The sequence below is a fragment of the Streptomyces sp. NPDC057137 genome (assembly GCF_042670825.1).
GTDB lineage: Bacteria > Actinomycetota > Actinomycetes > Streptomycetales > Streptomycetaceae > Streptomyces.
This window is the reverse complement of the sequence record NZ_JBHUUW010000069.1, coordinates 23,419-40,675: the sequence shown is the minus strand read 5'-3', so window position 1 is coordinate 40,675 and position 17,257 is coordinate 23,419. Positions and strand designations below refer to the sequence as shown.

The window sequence follows — 17,257 nt, the reverse complement described above, 5'->3', positions numbered from 1 at the left end:
ACACTGTGTGTGTCGCGGCCCACGGCTTCTCGCATGTGCTGTTGTGGCGGTACCCAGAGGGTCAGGCCGATTTCCGGCTGTCCCTCGGATGCACCGCGATGTTCATGGCGCCGGAGCGCAGGACGGCCAGCCGTTCGGCCAGCACCTCCTCCAACTCCTCGCGTGTGCGCCGCTCCATGAGCATGTCCCAGTGCGTACGCGCAGGCTTGCCCTTCTTCTCCTCGGGACCATCCCCGTCCACCAGGAGTGCCTGGGCGCCACACGCCTTGCACTCCCACTCCGGCGGAATTTCCGCCTCTACCGAAAACGGCATCTCAAATCGATGGCCGTTCTGGCATGCGTACTCCACCGCCTGGCGCGGGGCCAGATCGATGCCGCGGTCCGTCTCGTAGCTGGTAACCACAAGTCGCGTGCCGCGGAGAGCTCGCTCACTCATGAATCGTGCCTCCCGGGCTTGTCGCCCACAGGACAGGTGTCGCTGTCGTCGTCTTCCGGTCAACGTCCGGTCGGCGGTAAAGATTCCCGTCGCGGGTCATACGTCGCCGTCGTGCCGCCCCTTGTTGTACCCACCAGTGCCCGTTTTGTCACATCTGGTGCTGGATGTCAGCCGACGTTGTCGTTTCTGTGACACGCAGTAACGGTCCGGCTGACAGGCCAACGGCGTACACTACCGCGCTTTCACTTCAACGTCTAAATTCAGCGTCTAGATCCGCTCGGGCACGGGGTTCCCCGCCTCGATCACGGCCCTGCGGACGGGCACCCGCGCGAGCAGCACGAAACCGATCACGAAGAAGATCACCAGGGAGAGAATCGCGTCCCGGTAGCTGCCGGTGACCTGATAGGCGAGGCCGAACACCAGGGGCCCCAGCCAGCTCAGCCCGCGGTCACTCATCTCGTACGCGGCGAAGTACTCGGCCTCCTTGCCGCGCGGCACCAGGTGCGAGAACAGCGAACGCGACAGCGCCTGGCTCCCGCCGAGCACCATGCCGATCGCGGCGGCCAGACCGAAGAACCAGACCGGCGCATCGGCGGGCAGGAAGTATCCGGCCCCCAGGATCAGTGTCCAGACGGCGAGCGAGGCGAGAATCGTCCGTTTGGCCCCGTGGGTCCGCGCCAGCCGGCCCATGCCGAGGGCGCCCGCGACCGCCAGGATCTGGACCAGCAGCACGGCCGTGATCAGCGTCGTCTGGTCGAGCCCCAGTTCCTCGGAGCCGTAGATCGAGGCCTGGGAGATCACCGTCTGTATGCCGTCGTTGTAGATCAGATAGGCGAGGAGGAACGAGAGCGTGAGGGGATGGCGGCGCATGTCGCGCAAGGTGGCCATCAGCTGGCGCCAGCCCGTACCGACCGAGCCCTCGCCCGGGTGGCCGCCGTCCTTCGCCACCCGTCGGTCACGCAGCCGGCTCAGCGGCACCAGCGTGAAGGCGCCCCACCAGACACCGGCCGAGGCCAGACAGATCCGCACGGCCGTCGACTCCGAGACGCCGAACGACTCGTGGCCGGTGTAGAGAATCAGGTTCAGTACGAGGACGAAGGCGCCCGAGGTGTAGCCGAAGGCCCAGCCGCGTGAGGACACGGCGTCGCGCTCCTCGGGCGTGGCTATCTGCGGCAGGTAGGCGTTGTAGAGCGCCATGGACACCGACAGCGAGGCGTTCGCGACGATCAGCAGGGCGACGCCCAGCAGATAGCGGTCGCCGTCCAGGAAGAACATGCCCGCCGTGGCCGTCGCCCCGACGTACGCCGCGACGGCGAGCAGCGGCTTCTTCCGCCCCGTACGGTCCGCCACCGCGCCGGCCAGCGGCATCAGCAGCACGGCCACCACGATCGAGACGGACACCGAGTACGCGAAGACCGAACCGGCCCGCACCGGGATGCCCAGCGGATGGACGAAGCCGTCGGCGTCCGCGGCGGCCTTCGCCACGGACGTCAGATACGGCCCGAGGAAGACGGTGACGACGCTCGTCGAGTAGACGGAGCACGCGAAATCGTAGAAGTACCAGCCGCGCTGCTCACGTATGCGGCCCGTCTCGTCGTCGGTCAGGTCCGCGGTGTCGGCGGTCACCCCGCGCCCCCTCATTCGTCCCCGTAGGGGACATCCGTAACCGTCAGTGCCAGGCCCCGCGCTCGGTGAACACCGCGCGCAGCGTCTCCAGTTGATCGGTCATGATGCCATCCACTCCGAGGTCCAGGAGCGCCCGCATCCGATCCGCGTCGTTGATCGTCCAGACATGCACCTGCAGACCACGGGCGTGCGCCGTCCTTACGAAGCGTTCGTCGACCACCCGCACACCGCTCCGGTCCGGCGGCACCTGCGCGCACACGGCGCCCTCGCGTACGGGCGCGGGCACCCCGTACGAGCGCAGCCGCAGACCGAGCACCCCGCGCACGCCGTACGACGTGGCCAGCCGGGGGCCCGCCAGCCGCCGCGCCCGCGCGACCCGGGCCTCGGAGAACGAGCCCACGCACACCCGGTCCCAGCTGTCCGTCCGCCGGACCAGCTCGATCAGCGGGCGCAGGGCGGGCTCCGCCTTCACGTCGACATTCCACCGGGCGTCCGGGAACTCCTCCAGAAGATCCTCGAAGAGCGCGAGCGGTTCGTTGCCGCCGACCCTGGCCCGGCTCACCTCGCTCCACGGCAGCTCGGAGATCCGGCCGCGCAGATCGGTGACCCGGTCGAGCGTCTCGTCGTGGAACGCGACGAGACGGCCGTCGGCCGTGGTGTGCACGTCGGTCTCGAAGTAGCGGAAACCGAGTCCGGCGGCGCGCCGGAACGCTGCCGCCGTGTTCTCGAACCCGTCGGCCGCGCCACCTCGGTGGGCGAACGGGATCGGCGACGGATGGTCCAGATAGGGATGGCGTACGGGAGTCACGGCCGAAGTATGGCCTGCTCCGGGGAACCCTCGGCGACAACCGTGCCGCCGTCGTCCGTCGACGGGACGACGAAGACGCGCAGGAACAGCTGCGCGAGCGGCCCGATCGCCAGCGCGTAGGCGATCGTGCCGATCCCGACGGAACCGCCGAGGACGAAACCGGTGGCGACGACCGCCACCTCGATCCCGGTACGGACCAGCCGCACCGACCGGCCGGTGAGGCGGTGCAGCCCCGTCATCAGGCCGTCGCGGGGGCCGGGTCCGAAGCGGGCGGCTATGTAGAGACCGGTGGCCACGCCGTTGAGGACGATGCCGGCGATCAGCAGCGGGATCTGCACGGCGAGACCGCGGCCGTCCGGGATCAGGGCCAGGGCGGCGTCCATCGCGATACCGACGACGAAGACGTTGGAGACCGTGCCGAGCCCGGGGCGCTGCCGGATCGGGATCCACAGCAGCAGCACGACCGCGCCGACGACGATCGAGACGACGCCCATCGTCAGCCCGGTGAGTTCGGACAGGCCCTGGTGCAGCACACCCCACGGCTCCAGCCCCAGACCGCCCCTGACCAGCAGGGCCGCGCTCACGCCGTACAGCGTCAGACCGGCATAGAGCTGGAGGAGCCGACGGGGGAGCCGCTTTCCACGGAGAGCGGGCGCGATGGACAAGGTGCTGTCCTCCAGGAGTGGAAGGAGTGGAAGGAGCGGAGTGAGCGGGGTGAGGGAGCGGACTGGAACGAGTGGACTGGTACGTGTCACTCTGTGGCGAGGTGGCATCGGCCAACCATGGCCAATTCGGGGAAGGTGGACTGATTTCCATGACGCAGTGGACTTCGGCGGTCGGAGCGGCACAGCTCGCGCGGCAGCTCAACGCCCAGCAGCCGCGACCCGCCGGCCCCGGCACCCGTAAACCACCCGCCTACCGCGCCCTCGCCGACGGCGTCCGGCTGCTCGTCCTCGAAGGCCGCGTGCCGGTCGCCGCCCGCCTCCCCGCCGAACGTGAGCTGGCCCTCGCGCTCTCCGTCAGCCGTACGACGGTCGCCGCCGCCTACGAGGGACTGCGCGCCGAGGGCTTCCTGGAATCCCGCAGAGGCGCCGGCAGCTGGACCGCCGTACCGGCCGGGAACCCGCTGCCCGCCCGCGGCCTCGAACCGCTGCCGCCGGACTCCCTCGGCTCGATGATCGACCTCGGCTGCGCCGCCCTGCCGGCGCCCGAGCCCTGGCTCACCCGCGCCGTACAGGGCGCGCTGGAGGAGCTGCCGCCGTACGCGCACACCCACGGCGACTACCCGGCGGGACTGCCCGCGCTGCGCCAGACCCTCGCCGACCGGTACACCGCGCGCGGTATCCCGACCATGCCCGAGCAGATCATGGTCACCACCGGTGCGATGGGCGCGATCGACGCGATCTGTCATCTCTTCGCCGGGCGCGGCGAGCGCGTCGCCGTCGAGTCGCCCAGCTACGCGAACATCCTCCAACTGATGCGCGAGGCGGGCGCCCGCCTCGTCCCCGTCGCCATGGCCGAGGGACTGGCCGGCTGGGACCTGCCGCGCTGGCGCCAGGTACTGAGGGACGCCGCGCCCCGGCTCGCGTACGTCGTCGCCGACTTCCACAACCCGACGGGCGCCCTGGCCACCGAGGACCAGCGCAGACAGCTCGTCGAGGCGGCGCGTTCGGCCGGGACCGTGCTCGTCGTGGACGAGACGATGTCCGAGCTGTATCTGGACGGGGACCGGCCGGGCGACGAACTGCCGCCCCCGGTCTGCGCGTTCGACCCCGCCGGCAGCACCGTCCTCACCGTCGGCTCCGCCAGCAAGGCGTTCTGGGCGGGCATGCGCATCGGCTGGGTACGGGCCGCGCCCGAGGTCATCCGCTCACTCGTCTCCGCCCGCGCCTACGCCGACCTCGGCACCCCCGTGCTGGAACAACTGGCGATCAACTGGCTGATGGGCGGCGGCGGCTGGGAGCACGCGGTCGACGTCCGGCGCGCGCAGGGCAGGGAGAACCGCGACGCGCTGGTGGCCGCCGTCCGCAGAGAGCTGCCGAGCTGGGAGTTCGACGTGCCGCGCGGCGGACTGACGCTGTGGGTGCGCACCGGAGGTCTGTCGGGCTCGCGGATCGCCGAGGTGGGCGAACGGGTCGGCGTACGGGTGCCGGGCGGGCCGCGCTTCGGGGTCGACGGGGCCTTCGAGGGGTACGTACGGCTGCCGTTCACCGTCGGCGGCCCCGTCGCCGACGAGGCGGCCGTCCGGCTGGCCGCCGCCGCCCGTCTCGTGGAGAGCGGCGCGCGCGCCGGCACGGACACGCCGCGCACGTTCGTCGCCTGACCGGCGCCCCGTGCGCGTACGAGCCGGGGCGTCAGCCCTCGGCGGGTACGGCGGTGGGCATCGGCGCCGTGCTCTGGCGCGGTCGCTGCCGCACCTGCCCGGCAGCCGGCGGGCCGGGCTCCGGGCCGGGATCGTGCGGCGCGGAGCCCGGCGGTTCGGCGTCGGGTTCGGGCGCCCGGGTGGCGGCGGCCGCCGATCCGTCGAGCGGTGTGTGCCGGTCCGGCAGCAGATCCAGCACCGCCCGCCGGTGCGCGTCGCTCGTCGCGTCGTCGTACGGATCGGGCGTCGCCGGGACCTGGAGCCTGAGCACCGGTCCGGTGCCGAGCCGCGCGTAACCCCGCCCGGTGGGGATGTCCGGGGTGGGGATGGTGTGCGGCGGCGCACCGAGGACCGCTTCCAGCTCCTCGCGCGTGGCGGCGCCCAGCACGACCCGGGCGCGGGTGTGCGTCCGTACGGTCTCGCTGAGCGCGTCCAGGGTCTCGAACTGCTCCGCCACGACCACCGTCACGTTCGCGGCTCTGCCGTGCCGCAACGGCACCTGGAGCATCTCCTGCGGATCGGGCCGCCCGTCGGCGGCCGCCAGATGGGCGAAGGCACTCGGCCGGTCCAGCAGGAGCCAGAGCGGGCGCTTGGTGTCCTCGGGGACGGCGTGCCCGGACTGGCGGGCGCGGTTGGCGGCGATCAGCCGCCGTTCCGTCTCGTTGGCGGCCCATTCGAGACCGGACAGCGCGCCCGAGAGCCCGCACTCGACGGCGAGGACGCCCGTACGCCCGCCGAGGCTGGCGTACTCACCGGTCCCGTTGCCCTCCACGATCACCACGTCGCCGTGCGCGAGCGCCTGGAGGGCGATCGAGCGGAGCAGACTCGTGGTGCCGCTGCCGGGGTGCCCGACGGCGAGCAGATGAGGCTCGGTCGAACGGGCGCCCGTACGCCAGACCACCGGAGGGGCGTCACGGGTCTCGTCGCCCTCCATGACCGGCACGGTGCGCCGGACGGCGTCGGCGTCGGTGAAGCCGAGCACGGTCTCACCGGGGGCGGTGACGAAGCGCTGGGCGGCGATGCCGGTGGGCAGCGGAGGCAGCACGCTCATGACGAGCTCGTTGCCCTCCTCGTCCCAGTCGAAGAGATACTCCCGGCCGCGCCCGGACTTCGCGTGCATCAGATGCTCGATCCGGACGCGGGAGGAGTACTCACCGTCGGTGAAGTACGGCGGATACGACACCCGCAGCCGGGTGAGACGCCCGTCGGCGTCGAACTCGTACTCGTCGAACGCCTTGTCCCACTCCCCGCCGTGGGCGAAGAGCGGGCTCGGGTCCTCCGGCACGGAGAAGTACGGCACCAGCGCCTCGTAGAGAGACCGCAGGCGCTGCAGCTCCGCGTCGTCGGGCCCGGTCCGCACCGGCGTACGGTCGCGGCCCTTCCAGCCGGCCACCGCCATCACCGAGATGAGGGCGAGGAGCGGTCCGTACGGGACGAGCGCGACCACCAGGACGACGGCCGCGACCAGGAACAGCGCGGGACCACGCCGTTCCTTGGGCGTGGCCGCCCATTTCTGCCGTCCCGTGCCGGCCAGCAGACGCAGACCACGGGTGATCGTGATCAGCGGATGGAGGACGTCGGTGGCACTGTCGGCGGCCGAGCGGGCCATCTCTCGGCTGCGAGCGATGTGAGCGCTGCCGCTGCTCAGAATGCGGGGGAGTGGTCGCCGGGCCACGTCTGTCTCCTGAAGGTGCGGATGGGGCTGGATGTACTGATGGGATGGCAGGCGGTCAGAACTTGATCCCGCCCAGTAGACCGGCGAGGCTGGCGCCTCCGGCCGTGATGCTCGGGGCGATGGCCGTGCCCGCGAGATAGAAGCCGAAGAGCGCGCAGACGAGCGCGTGGGACGCCTTGAGTCCGTCCTTCCTGAAGAAGAGGAAGACGATGATTCCGAGCAGCACGACGCCTGACATGGACAGGATCATGAGGGGTTCTCCTGGTTGAGGGGGACAGTCACCATGAGTTCTTCCATGCTCACAGTAAGTATCTATGTGATAAAAGGTGCAAGTGGGTGAAATTCCTGGAATTTCACTGGACCGGCGGACAGCGGAACCTCGCGTACCGCTTGCTGCGGCCTCTGTCCCCCGGAGCGGCCCGCAGGGCAGTAATCTGTCGATTCACTCGTACGGCTGCGCAGTCGTACGTCCCAGGTCAGCGGCGTCAGCGGCAGGAGAGGCGGTTCACCGATGAGTGAGGTCCCGGAAGGCGCGGCCCCGGACGGCGCCGCCCCCGACAGTGACGTCGTCGAACTGGCGACGAAGGTCTTCGACCTCGCACGCCGGGGAGAGACCGACCTGCTCGCCGCCTACGTGGACGCCGGTGTCCCCGCGAACCTCACCAACGACCGGGGCGACTCCCTGGTCATGCTCGCCTCCTACCACGGACACGCGCCCGCGGTGGAGGCACTGCTCGCGCGCGGCGCCGAGGCCGACCGTGCCAACGACCGCGGACAGACCCCATTGGCCGGCGCGGTCTTCAAGGGCGAGGACGCCGTGATCCGCGCGTTGGTCGCCGGCGGGGCCGACCCGGCGGCCGGAACACCCTCCGCCGTGGATACAGCTCGGATGTTCGGGAAGACGGACCTGCTGGAGCTGTTCGGAGCGCGGTGAAGGGAGGCGTCGTAAATGTGGTCGCGGTGGCGAAATGGGTGGGTCATCATGACGTCGGGCCCGGAAGGGGCCACCGACGAGAGGCAGAGGAAGATGGTCTACACCAAGCAGGAGACGACGGTCGAGCGATGTTGTCGCGCGGCCTAGGCAGCCTAGGCATCCCCACCCCCCGGTTGCGTCGACAGCTTGATGTGAGGCTCTCCCCATGTTCGATCCAGTCATAGCGCCGAGCGGCACGCTGCTCGGCCTGCTGCAAAGGGGGCGCGGCGACGGCACTCTGCACGCGCTGGCCGCACCCCGTGCCGAGGCGCTCCACGCCCTCAACCACTGCGTGATGAACGACCCGCGCCACGACTGGCAGGTCGAGAACCGCTCCCTCTACTACGCGCGTCTCTATCTGGACCTCCACGGCGATCTCGAACCGCTCGAGCACCACCTCTTCCGTGCCGAGGACCACTTCGACACCGAGGAGTCACGCACCGGGCTCGCCCTCGCCGTACTGGGCCACCTCGCCTCCTACGGAAGAGACGACGCCCTGGCGCTCCTGCGCCGGTACGCCGCGTCGGGATCCAACTGGACCTGGGCGCTCGACGAACTGGCCCTGCGCGACGACGACGCGGGTCTGCGGTCGCTCGCCCCGACGATTCTCGCCAGATTCCCCACGACGCCCGAGGGCGACGCGGAGCTGGCCACCGCCCTTCAGGGTGCCTTCGAACCCCGGCCCTGGCGGCTCTGGGCCGACGACCCGCGCGAGTCGGTCGCCGCCCGCGTCAGGGCGGCACGGGAGCAGGGCTCCTTCGACCGGTGGCAGCAGCAACTGCGCCCCAGCGGACCGCGTCCCGGCTGGAGCGTGCAGGCCGTCTTCGAATGGGCCCAGGACGGCCTCGAACGGGGCACGACCCTGCACGTACCCGCCGCACGCTGTCTGACCGCGGTCGCCGGACCCGACGACCGCGCCGCGATCGTCGAAGCCGGCCGCAGCGGACCCGACGGCGCGCGCTCGGCGGCGCTGCACTATCTCGCCGAGGCCCGCGATCCCGCCGTGCTCGACCTGATCGAGGCCGCGGCGACCGACCCGTCGGAGAGCCTGGCCGAAGCCGCCGTCGCCGCCTTCGAGCGGATGTGCGGCGAGGCCGCCGTCGACCGGGCGCGCGGCTGGGTGCACCGGCCCGACGCCCTCGGCGCCTCGGCGGCGGGTGTCCTCGCCTCACGAGGCGGCGCGCAGGACACCCAACTGGTGCTCGGGGCACTCCGGGAGGCCGTACGGTCCGACGGACCCGACGCGCCCCGCCTGTGGACCCTCGTCGACGGCACCGGACGGCTCGGCATCGGCTGCGCCGCACCCGTGCTGCGGCACGTGTACCGGGAGACCGCCTCCTCACAACTGCGCGGCCGTACGGCCAGGGCGCTGGCGGCCACCGACCCCTCGTACGCCACGGGGTTCGCCGTCGAGTGCCTCTGGGACTGCGAGGAGACCACCAGGGAGGTCGCCGCGCTGCACGCCGAGACCGGTGATGTGCGGGTGGCCGACCGGCTGCGGCGGCTCGCGGCCGATCCGGCCGAGGAGGCCGAGGTGCAGACCGCCGTACGGAGCCGGATCGGGCCGGACGCGCCCGCCGTCTGACAGTGCCCCGCCCGGGGCACGCCGGGCGGGGACACAGCGGGGCCGGATCTCCCGCGCGCCGGCTGGTCGGTGGGTTCTACCGGGCGGTCATGGCCGTACCGGCTCCACCAGGTGAACCGCCCGGCGCGCGCCGGTTGCGATCAGGGGCGCGAACGGCCGCGCGGCCCTCGAAGTTCCGCTCGGAGCACCGAAACACCAATGCTCACGGGACGTTTTCCACGCGGAAAGATCCACGTTGGCGGGACCACCCTCGGTGCGGCGACAACACCAGTATGCGTGTCGTCATCGTCACAGAATCTTTCCCGCCCGATGTGAACGGCGTGGCGCACTGCGCCCTCCAGACCGCCCGGCACCTCGTCGCCCGCGGCCATGACCCGCTCGTCATCGCACCGGCTTCGTCGTCGGCGGCATTCGCCGGCGCCGAGCCCCCGTCCCCCTCCGCCTCCCTCTCCCCGTCTCCCCACCCGGCCGCTCCCCACCCGGCCGCTCCCCACCCGGCCGCTCCCCGTACGGCCACTTCTCGTACCGCCTCTCCCCGCACGGCCGATTCCGACGCGCCGTGCCGCGTGGTGCGCGTCCCCTCCCTGCCACTGCCCGGCTACCCCCAGGTACGCGTGGCCCTCCCCAGCCGCCGCGTCGCCACGACCCTCGCCGCGCACCGGGCCGATGTCGTGCACCTGGCCGGGCCGTTCGTCCTCGGCGTACGCGGCATGGCAGCCGCCGCGCGGCTGGGGATACCCACCGTCGCCGTCTACCAGACCGACCTCGCCGGCTACGCCCGCACCTACATGGGCGCCGGCGAGGCGGCGGCCTGGCGGCGGCTGCGTGCCGTGCACAGCGCGGCGGACCGCACGCTCGCCCCGTCCAGCGCCGCCGTCAAGGACCTGGAGGAGCACCGCATACCGCGCGTCAGGCTCTGGCCGCGCGGCGTGGACACCGTCAGGTTCCGGCCCGAACTGCGCGACGACGCACTGCGCCGCCGGCTCGCGCCCGGCGGCGAGCTGATCGTCGGCTACGTCGGCAGGCTGGCGGCCGAGAAGCACGTCGAACTCCTGTCGGGCGTCTGCGGGCTGCCCGGCGTCCGCGTCGTGATCGTCGGGGACGGGCCCAGCGAGCCGTCCCTGCGCACCACACTCCCGGGCGCCGTGTTCCTCGGCCGCCGGACCGGCGACGAACTGGCCCGGATCTTCGCCTCGTTCGACGTCTTCGCGCACACCGGGCCGTACGAGACGTTCTGCCAGACCGTCCAGGAGGCCATGGCCAGCGGCATTCCGGTGGTCGCCCCGGCGGCGGGCGGACCGCTCGACCTCGTCGACCACGGCCGCACGGGGCTGCTGGTGCCGGCCCTCGACGCGCGGGCCGTCACCGGCGCCGTACGGGACCTCCAGGCCGCCCCGGAACTGCGCGCCTCCTACGGACGCACGGCGCGCGCCACGGTCGAGGGCCGCACCTGGGCCTCGGTAGGAGACCAACTGCTCGACCACTACGCCGAGGTCATCGGCGAACGCACGGCCGTGGTCGCATGAGCGGCGCCGGTGCCGCCCCTCGCGGCGTACGGATCGTACGGCTGGCCAACTTCGTCACCCCGGCCTCGGGCGGCCTCCGGACCGCCCTCCAGGAGCTCGGCGCGGGCTACCTGGCCGCCGGGCACGAACCGGTCCTGATCGTGCCCGGCGAGCGCCCGAGCGACGAACACACGGCGCAGGGCAGGGTGATCACCCTGCCCGGGACGGTACTGCCCGGCACCGGCGGCTACCGGGTGCTGACCGACCGCCGACGCCTGGGTGCCCTGCTCGACACCCTCGCCCCCGACCACCTGGAGGTCTCCGACCGCACCACCCTGCGGTGGACGGGGGAGTGGGCGCGCCGCCGCCGGATCCCGTCCGTCATGGTGTCCCACGAGACCGCCGACGGGGTGCTCCGCACCTGGGGCGTCCCGGAGGCGGCGGCCGGACGGGCCGCGGACCTGCTCAACCGGCGCAGCGCGTGGGCGTATTCACGGATCGTCTGCACCACCGAATGGGCCGAGCGCGAGTTCGTCCGGATCGGCGCACGCAACGTGGTGCGCGCTCCGCTGGGTGTCGACCTGCTGCGCTGCCGGCCCGACCGGCGCCGCGAGGCCCTGCGTGCCAGGTACGCGCGCGGGGCGGACGTCCTGTTGCTGCTGTGCTCGCGGCTGTCCGTCGAGAAGCGTCCCGGCGTCGCGCTCGACGCCCTCGCCACGCTCCGTGGCCTGGGTGTGAGGGCGGCGCTGGTGATCGCCGGAGACGGCCCGCTGGCGGGCGTACTGGCGCGCCGGGCGCGCGAGCGGCGGCTGCCCGTGGTGTTCCTCGGCCACGTGGGCGACCGGGAGCGGCTGGCGGACCTCCAGGCCGCCGCGGACATCTGCCTGGCACCGGGACCGGCCGAGACGTTCGGCCTGTCCGCGCTCGAAGCACTCGCCTGCGGCACCCCGGTCGTCGCGAGCGCGTCGTCGGCCCTCCCGGAGATCCTGGGCGCGGCGGGCGGCACGGCGGCGGACACGCCGAGGGCGTTCGCCGACGCCGTACGAGAACTACTCGCCCGCCCGGAGGGCGCCCGGCGCGCCGCGGCGCGGGCGCGGGCCGAACTCTTCGGGTGGGACCGCGCGGTGGCGGCCTTCCTGGCGGCACACGAGGCGCCGGTTCGTACGGGACAGAACGGCCACCCGCTCGCGGGGGCTGGGACGGCTGTCGGACCGTCGGAGGCGTCCGTCGCGGGGGCGGTTTCGTCGCCGGAGCCGGTGCCTCGGGTCCCTTCGGTTCCGTCCGCGGTGCACGCCGCGTCGGCGACGGCGCTCCCCACGACGCGCCCGACGGCATTCGGGTCGCCCGCGGTCGCGGCGCCGCTGCCGTCCGTGCCGGGCCTGCCGTCCGTGACGTCGGTGGCATCCGTCGCGGTGGCGCCGGTGCCGCCTCCGGTCGGGGGTGCGGGATGACCGTGTACGCGAACCTCGGGGCGCCCCCCGAGGCTGCTGCTCCCGTCGAGCCCTCCGTACCGAGACCGCTTCGGTTCGCCGCGCTCGGGGACTCGCTCACCGTGGGCGTGGGGGACCGCGTGGACGGCGGCTGGCGCGGCTGGGCGGTACTGCTCGCCGAAGCGCTCACTCCGGCCGACGGGGCGGCCGGCGAACCGCCAGGGCGTGCGGACCGCGTCGCCCTGGCCGACCGGCCGGACGGCCGGACGACGGTCCCCGGTCGTCCGGCCGATCCCGGCCGACGCCCGGGCTCCGGCCCCGGCCCCGTCTGCGGCCCCGGCCGCTCCGCCGGGTCGGCCGAACATTCCCCCGGCCCCGCCGCCCCCGCCGAACCCGCCCCCACCTTCCGTAACTTCGCCACCAGCGGGGCCCTGACCCGCGACGTCCGGGCGCAACAGACCCCCGCCGCCCTCGCCTTCGCGCCCGACATCGCCTCCGTCGTCGTCGGCGTCAACGACACCCTCCGCCGAGCCTTCGACATCGCCGCCATGGCCCGCGCCCTCGACGAGGTCTGTGCCGCCCTCACCGCGCGCGGCACCGTCCTGCTCACCGCCTGCCTGCCCGACCCCGGCATCATGCTGGGCCTGCCCACGCCCCTCGCGAGACCGCTCGCGCGCAGACAGCGCGCGGTCAACACCCTCGTCCACACGCTCTCCGCGCGGTACGGCGCCGTCCATCTGCACGCCGCCGATCCGGCGTGGGTCGCCGACCGCTCCCTGTGGAGCGCCGACCGGCTGCACCCGGGCGAACGCGGCCATCGGATGATCGCCGCGCGATTCCACGCGATGCTCACCGCACGCGGTCTGGCGCTGGGCCCGCCACCGCCCCAGGAGCCCGAACGGCCGCCGCCCACCCGGACGGAGGCACTGCTCTGGCTGGCGACGGCGGGCGCCGGCTGGATGGTGCGCAGAAGCACCGATCTGCTGCCCGAACTGCTGTGGCTGGCGGGCGGCGAGATGCGCCACCTGGCGCGCGGCACCGCCGACCGTCTCGACCTGCGTGCCGAGCACGCCCTCTCCCGCGCGCTGACAGCACTGCCGCCGGCCGCTCCCCTTGCGAGAATGGGGGAATGAGTGGGCGCTGGGAATTCTGGATCGACCGTGGCGGCACCTTCACCGACGTGGTGGGGAGGCGACCCGACGGACATCTCCTCACCAAGAAGCTGCTGTCGCACAACCCGGAGCAGTACGCGGACGCGGCGGTGGCCGGGATCCGGCTGCTGCTCGGCGTAGCACCCGACGATCCGGTGCCCGCCGACCGGATCGACGTCGTCAAGATGGGCACCACCGTCGCGACCAACGCGCTGCTGGAGCGTCGTGGCGAGCCGACCGTTCTCCTCGTCACCGAGGGCTTCGGCGACGCGCTGCGGATCGCCTACCAGAACCGCCCCCGTCTCTTCGACCGTCACATCGTGCTGCCGGAGGCCGTCTACGAGCGCGTCATCGAGGTTCCCGAACGGGTCGACGCGCACGGTGCCACCGTGCGGCCGCTGGACACGGAGGCCGTCGTCGCGCGGCTGCGGGAGGCGTACGACGACGGCTTCCGCAGCGCCGCCGTCGTCCTCATGCACGGCTACCGATACCCCGACCACGAGAGTGCCGTCGCCGAAGCGGCCCGCGCGGCCGGCTTCACCCAGGTCAGCAGCTCCCACGAAGTCAGCCCGCTGATCAAACTGGTGCCGCGCGGCGACACCACCGTCGTGGACGCCTACCTCTCCCCGATCCTGCGGCGCTACGTCGACGAGATCGCCTCCGAACTCCGCGACATCCGCCTGATGTTCATGCAGTCCAACGGAGGGCTGCGCGAGGCCGCCCACTTCCGTGGGAAGGACGCCGTGCTGTCCGGACCGGCGGGCGGTGTCGTCGGCATGGCCCGTACCTCCGGACAGGCGGGCTTCGACCGCGTCGTCGGCTTCGACATGGGCGGCACGTCGACCGATGTCTCGCACTACGCCGGGGAGTTCGAGCGCGAGCTGGGCACCCAGGTCGCCGGGGTCCGGATGCGGGCGCCGATGATGAACATCCACACCGTCGCGGCCGGCGGCGGCTCCGTGCTGCACTTCGACGGCCAGCGTTACCGCGTCGGCCCCGACTCGGCGGGCGCCGTGCCGGGCCCCGCCTGCTACCGCCGGGGCGGCCCGCTCACCGTCACCGACGCCAACGTGATGCTCGGCCGGGTGCAACCGGACCACTTCCCCGCGGTGTTCGGACCGGACGGCGACCAGCCGCTGGACGCCGACGTGGTGCGCGAGCGCTTCACCGCGCTCGCCGAGGAGGTCGAGGCGGCCACCGGCGTACGGCGCGAGCCGGCCGAAGTCGCCGCCGGCTTCCTGGAGATCGCCGTGCTCAACATGGCGAACGCCGTCAAGAAGATCTCCGTGCAGCGCGGACACGACATCACCCGCTACGCCCTGACCAGCTTCGGCGGCGCGGGCGGCCAGCACGCCTGCGCGGTCGCGGACGCGCTCGGCGTCGACACGGTGATCGTGCCGCCGCTCGCCGGGGTCCTCTCCGCGTACGGCATCGGGCTGGCCGACGCCACCGCCATGCGGGAGCAGTCGGTGGAGGCCGAACTCGGCGACAGCGAAGGCGACGGCGACGAGAGCGGCGAGGGCGGCACGCTCGGCCGGGTGCGGGAACTCTGCGCCGCACTCGCGGAGCGCACCCGCGCCGAACTGCGCGCCGACTCCGTCCCGGACGCCGCGATCACCACCCACGCGCGCGTACTGCTCCGGTACGCCGGGACGGACGCGAGCCTGGCGGTGCCACTCGGCGGCATCGCCGACATGACGGCAGCCTTCGAGAGCGAACACCGCTCGCGCTACGCCTTCACCATGGACAAACCGCTGGTGGTCGAGGCCGTGTCGGTCGAAGCCGTCGGCAAGGCCGAGTCCCACGATACGTACGCGGCGGACGCGACCTCCGTAGAAGGCGACGGCGAGCCCGTACCGCCCGCGAGGGTACGGATGTTCGTCGACGGCACGGAGCGCGACTGCCCGCTCCTCCGGCGCGCCGATCTGCGGCCGTCCGACACCGTCGAAGGCCCCGCGATGATCGCCGAGGCCGACGCGACGACCGTCGTGGACGCGGGCTGGCAGGCGGCGGTCGGCGACCTCGGGCATCTGCTCCTCACCCGCGTACGCCCCCGCCCCACCCGCGTCGCCGCGGGCACGGACGTGGACCCGGTGCTGCTCGAAGTCTTCAACAACCTCTTCATGGCCATCGCCGAGCAGATGGGCGTACGCCTGGAGAACACCGCCCACTCCGTCAACATCAAGGAGCGGCTCGACTTCTCCTGCGCCCTCTTCGACGCCGAGGGCAATCTGATCGCCAACGCGCCGCACATCCCCGTCCACCTCGGGTCCATGGGCGAATCCATCAAGGAGGTGCTGAAGCGCGACCAGGGCTCGCTCCGCCCCGGCGACGTGTACGCCGTCAACGACCCCTACCACGGAGGCACCCATCTGCCGGACGTGACGGTGGTGACGCCCGTCTTCGACGAACAGGGCGAACACCTGCGCTTCCTGGTCGCCTCGCGCGGCCACCACGCCGAGATCGGCGGCATCACACCCGGCTCGATGCCCGCCTTCAGCACGACCATCCATGAGGAGGGCGTGCTCTTCGACAACTGGCTCCTCGTCCGCGACGGCAGGCTCCTGGAGACCGAGACCCGCGAACTGCTCGCCGGCGCGCGGTATCCCTCCCGCGACCCGGACACCAACCTCGCCGACCTGCGCGCCCAGATCGCCGCCAACGAGAAGGGCATCGCCGAACTGCGCCGCATGACGGAGCAGTTCGGCTACGACGTCGTCGACGCCTACATGGGCCATGTACGGCGCAACGCGGAGGAGTCCGTACGCCGCATCATCACCGGGCTCGGCGACGGCGCCTACCGCTACGAGACCGACAACGGCGCGGTCATCGAGGTCGCCGTGCGCGTCGACCGCGAGGCCCGCAGCGCCGTCGTGGACTTCACCGGGACCTCACCGCAGCAGGAAGGCAACTTCAACGCGCCCAAGTCCGTGGTGATGGCGGCCGTCCTGTACGTCTTCCGGACCCTGGTCGCCGACGACATCCCGCTCAACAGCGGCTGTCTGGCACCGCTCGACGTACGGGTGCCCGACGGTTCGATGCTGGCGCCGGCCTTCCCGGCGGCCACGGTGGCCGGCAACGTGGAGACCTCGCAGGCCGTGACGGGCGCCCTGTACGCGGCGCTCGGCGTCCAGGCCGAGGGCTCGGGCACCATGAACAACCTCACCTTCGGCAACGAGCGGGTCCAGTACTACGAGACGGTGGCGAGCGGATCGGGCGCGGGGGAGGGCTTCGACGGCGCCGACGCCGTCCAGACCCACATGACCAACTCCCGCCTCACCGACCCCGAAGTGCTCGAATGGCGCTATCCCGTGCGGGTCGACGGATTCGCCGTCCGGGACGGCAGCGGCGGCCGGGGCCGCTGGACCGGCGGGAACGGAGTCGTACGGCGTATCCGCTTCCTGGAACCCATGACGGTGACGCTGCTGACCGGGCACCGAACGGTGCCGCCGTACGGCATGGCGGGCGGCGAGCCGGGTCGACTCGGCGGCAACGAGGTGGACCGGGCCGACGGGACCCGTACGCCACTGAAGGGTGTCGACTCGGTGGACGTGGCCGTGGACGACGTACTGGTGCTGCGCACCCCGGGCGGCGGGGGATACGGCACACCGGAGTGAACTCGCGGGGCACGGCGGGCCGGTGGCCGCTCCGCCGCGCCCTCGCCCGCCCGCGGAAGTTGCTGGGGCTTCTGCGTCGTTTCGACCGT

Annotated in this window: 12 protein-coding genes and 1 pseudogene; 7 read left to right on the top strand and 6 right to left on the bottom strand. The window is 72.5% G+C overall.

Translation table 11 applies throughout. The features are described 5' to 3' along the window. Positions 1-61: 61 nt before the first annotated feature. The 4 genes from ACFT9I_RS34085 to ACFT9I_RS34070 all read right to left on the bottom strand — a co-directional run bounded on the left by ACFT9I_RS34085 (position 62) and on the right by ACFT9I_RS34070 (position 3,535). Positions 62-436: an RNA polymerase-binding protein RbpA gene (locus tag ACFT9I_RS34085; protein ID WP_003959706.1), complete on the bottom strand. Its 375-nt coding sequence runs from the start codon at positions 434-436 to the stop codon at positions 62-64. A 267-nt stretch (positions 437-703) separates the two neighbouring features. Then, positions 704-2,077: an MFS transporter gene (locus tag ACFT9I_RS34080; RefSeq protein ID WP_382570949.1), complete on the bottom strand. Its 1,374-nt coding sequence runs from the start codon at positions 2,075-2,077 to the stop codon at positions 704-706. A 28-nt stretch (positions 2,078-2,105) separates the two neighbouring features. Next, positions 2,106-2,870, bottom strand: coding sequence for a glycerophosphodiester phosphodiesterase (locus tag ACFT9I_RS34075; protein ID WP_382570948.1), 765 nt, complete (start codon positions 2,868-2,870; stop codon positions 2,106-2,108). Next, positions 2,867-3,535: a YitT family protein gene (locus ACFT9I_RS34070; protein WP_382570947.1), complete on the bottom strand. Its 669-nt coding sequence runs from the start codon at positions 3,533-3,535 to the stop codon at positions 2,867-2,869. The genes ACFT9I_RS34075 and ACFT9I_RS34070 overlap by 4 nt, the downstream gene beginning before the upstream one ends. A 149-nt stretch (positions 3,536-3,684) precedes the next feature. On the opposite strand from ACFT9I_RS34070, the gene ACFT9I_RS34065 reads away from it, so the two are divergent. Beyond that, positions 3,685-5,193: a PLP-dependent aminotransferase family protein gene (locus ACFT9I_RS34065; protein WP_382570946.1), complete on the top strand. Its 1,509-nt coding sequence runs from the start codon at positions 3,685-3,687 to the stop codon at positions 5,191-5,193. A gap of 31 nt (positions 5,194-5,224) precedes the next feature. Here ACFT9I_RS34065 and ACFT9I_RS34060 read toward each other — a convergent pair whose 3' ends face one another. Together ACFT9I_RS34060 and ACFT9I_RS34055 are read right to left on the bottom strand one after the other, a co-directional pair. Beyond that, positions 5,225-6,907, bottom strand: coding sequence for a hypothetical protein (locus tag ACFT9I_RS34060; RefSeq protein ID WP_382570944.1), 1,683 nt, complete (start codon positions 6,905-6,907; stop codon positions 5,225-5,227). Between the two features lie 55 nt (positions 6,908-6,962). Further along, positions 6,963-7,157, bottom strand: coding sequence for a hypothetical protein (locus ACFT9I_RS34055; RefSeq protein ID WP_189109156.1), 195 nt, complete (start codon positions 7,155-7,157; stop codon positions 6,963-6,965). A 261-nt stretch (positions 7,158-7,418) separates the two neighbouring features. Here ACFT9I_RS34055 and ACFT9I_RS34050 point away from each other — a divergent pair, with 261 nt between their 5' ends. The 6 genes and pseudogenes from ACFT9I_RS34050 (at position 7,419) to ACFT9I_RS34025 (ending at position 17,168) form a co-directional block, all read left to right on the top strand. Beyond that, the gene (locus ACFT9I_RS34050; protein WP_382570941.1) at positions 7,419-7,841 is read left to right on the top strand and encodes an ankyrin repeat domain-containing protein; all 423 of its coding nucleotides are present in this window, start codon (positions 7,419-7,421) and stop codon (positions 7,839-7,841) included. A 205-nt stretch (positions 7,842-8,046) separates the two neighbouring features. Beyond that, on the top strand, positions 8,047-9,465 hold the full coding sequence (locus tag ACFT9I_RS34045; RefSeq protein ID WP_382570940.1) for a HEAT repeat domain-containing protein: 1,419 nt from the start codon (positions 8,047-8,049) through the stop codon (positions 9,463-9,465). Positions 9,466-9,737: 272 nt separating this feature from the next. Further along, the gene (locus ACFT9I_RS34040; protein ID WP_382570939.1) at positions 9,738-10,991 is read left to right on the top strand and encodes a glycosyltransferase family 4 protein; all 1,254 of its coding nucleotides are present in this window, start codon (positions 9,738-9,740) and stop codon (positions 10,989-10,991) included. Then, positions 10,988-12,130 (top strand): annotated as a pseudogene (locus ACFT9I_RS34035) (glycosyltransferase); the annotation flags it as partial. The gene ACFT9I_RS34040 and the pseudogene ACFT9I_RS34035, both read left to right, overlap by 4 nt. A gap of 287 nt (positions 12,131-12,417) precedes the next feature. Beyond that, on the top strand, positions 12,418-13,533 hold the full coding sequence (locus tag ACFT9I_RS34030; RefSeq protein WP_382570938.1) for an SGNH/GDSL hydrolase family protein: 1,116 nt from the start codon (positions 12,418-12,420) through the stop codon (positions 13,531-13,533). Continuing rightward, positions 13,530-17,168, top strand: coding sequence for a hydantoinase B/oxoprolinase family protein (locus ACFT9I_RS34025; RefSeq protein WP_382570937.1), 3,639 nt, complete (start codon positions 13,530-13,532; stop codon positions 17,166-17,168). Before ACFT9I_RS34030 ends, ACFT9I_RS34025 begins: the two co-directional genes overlap by 4 nt. Positions 17,169-17,257: the final 89 nt, after the last annotated feature.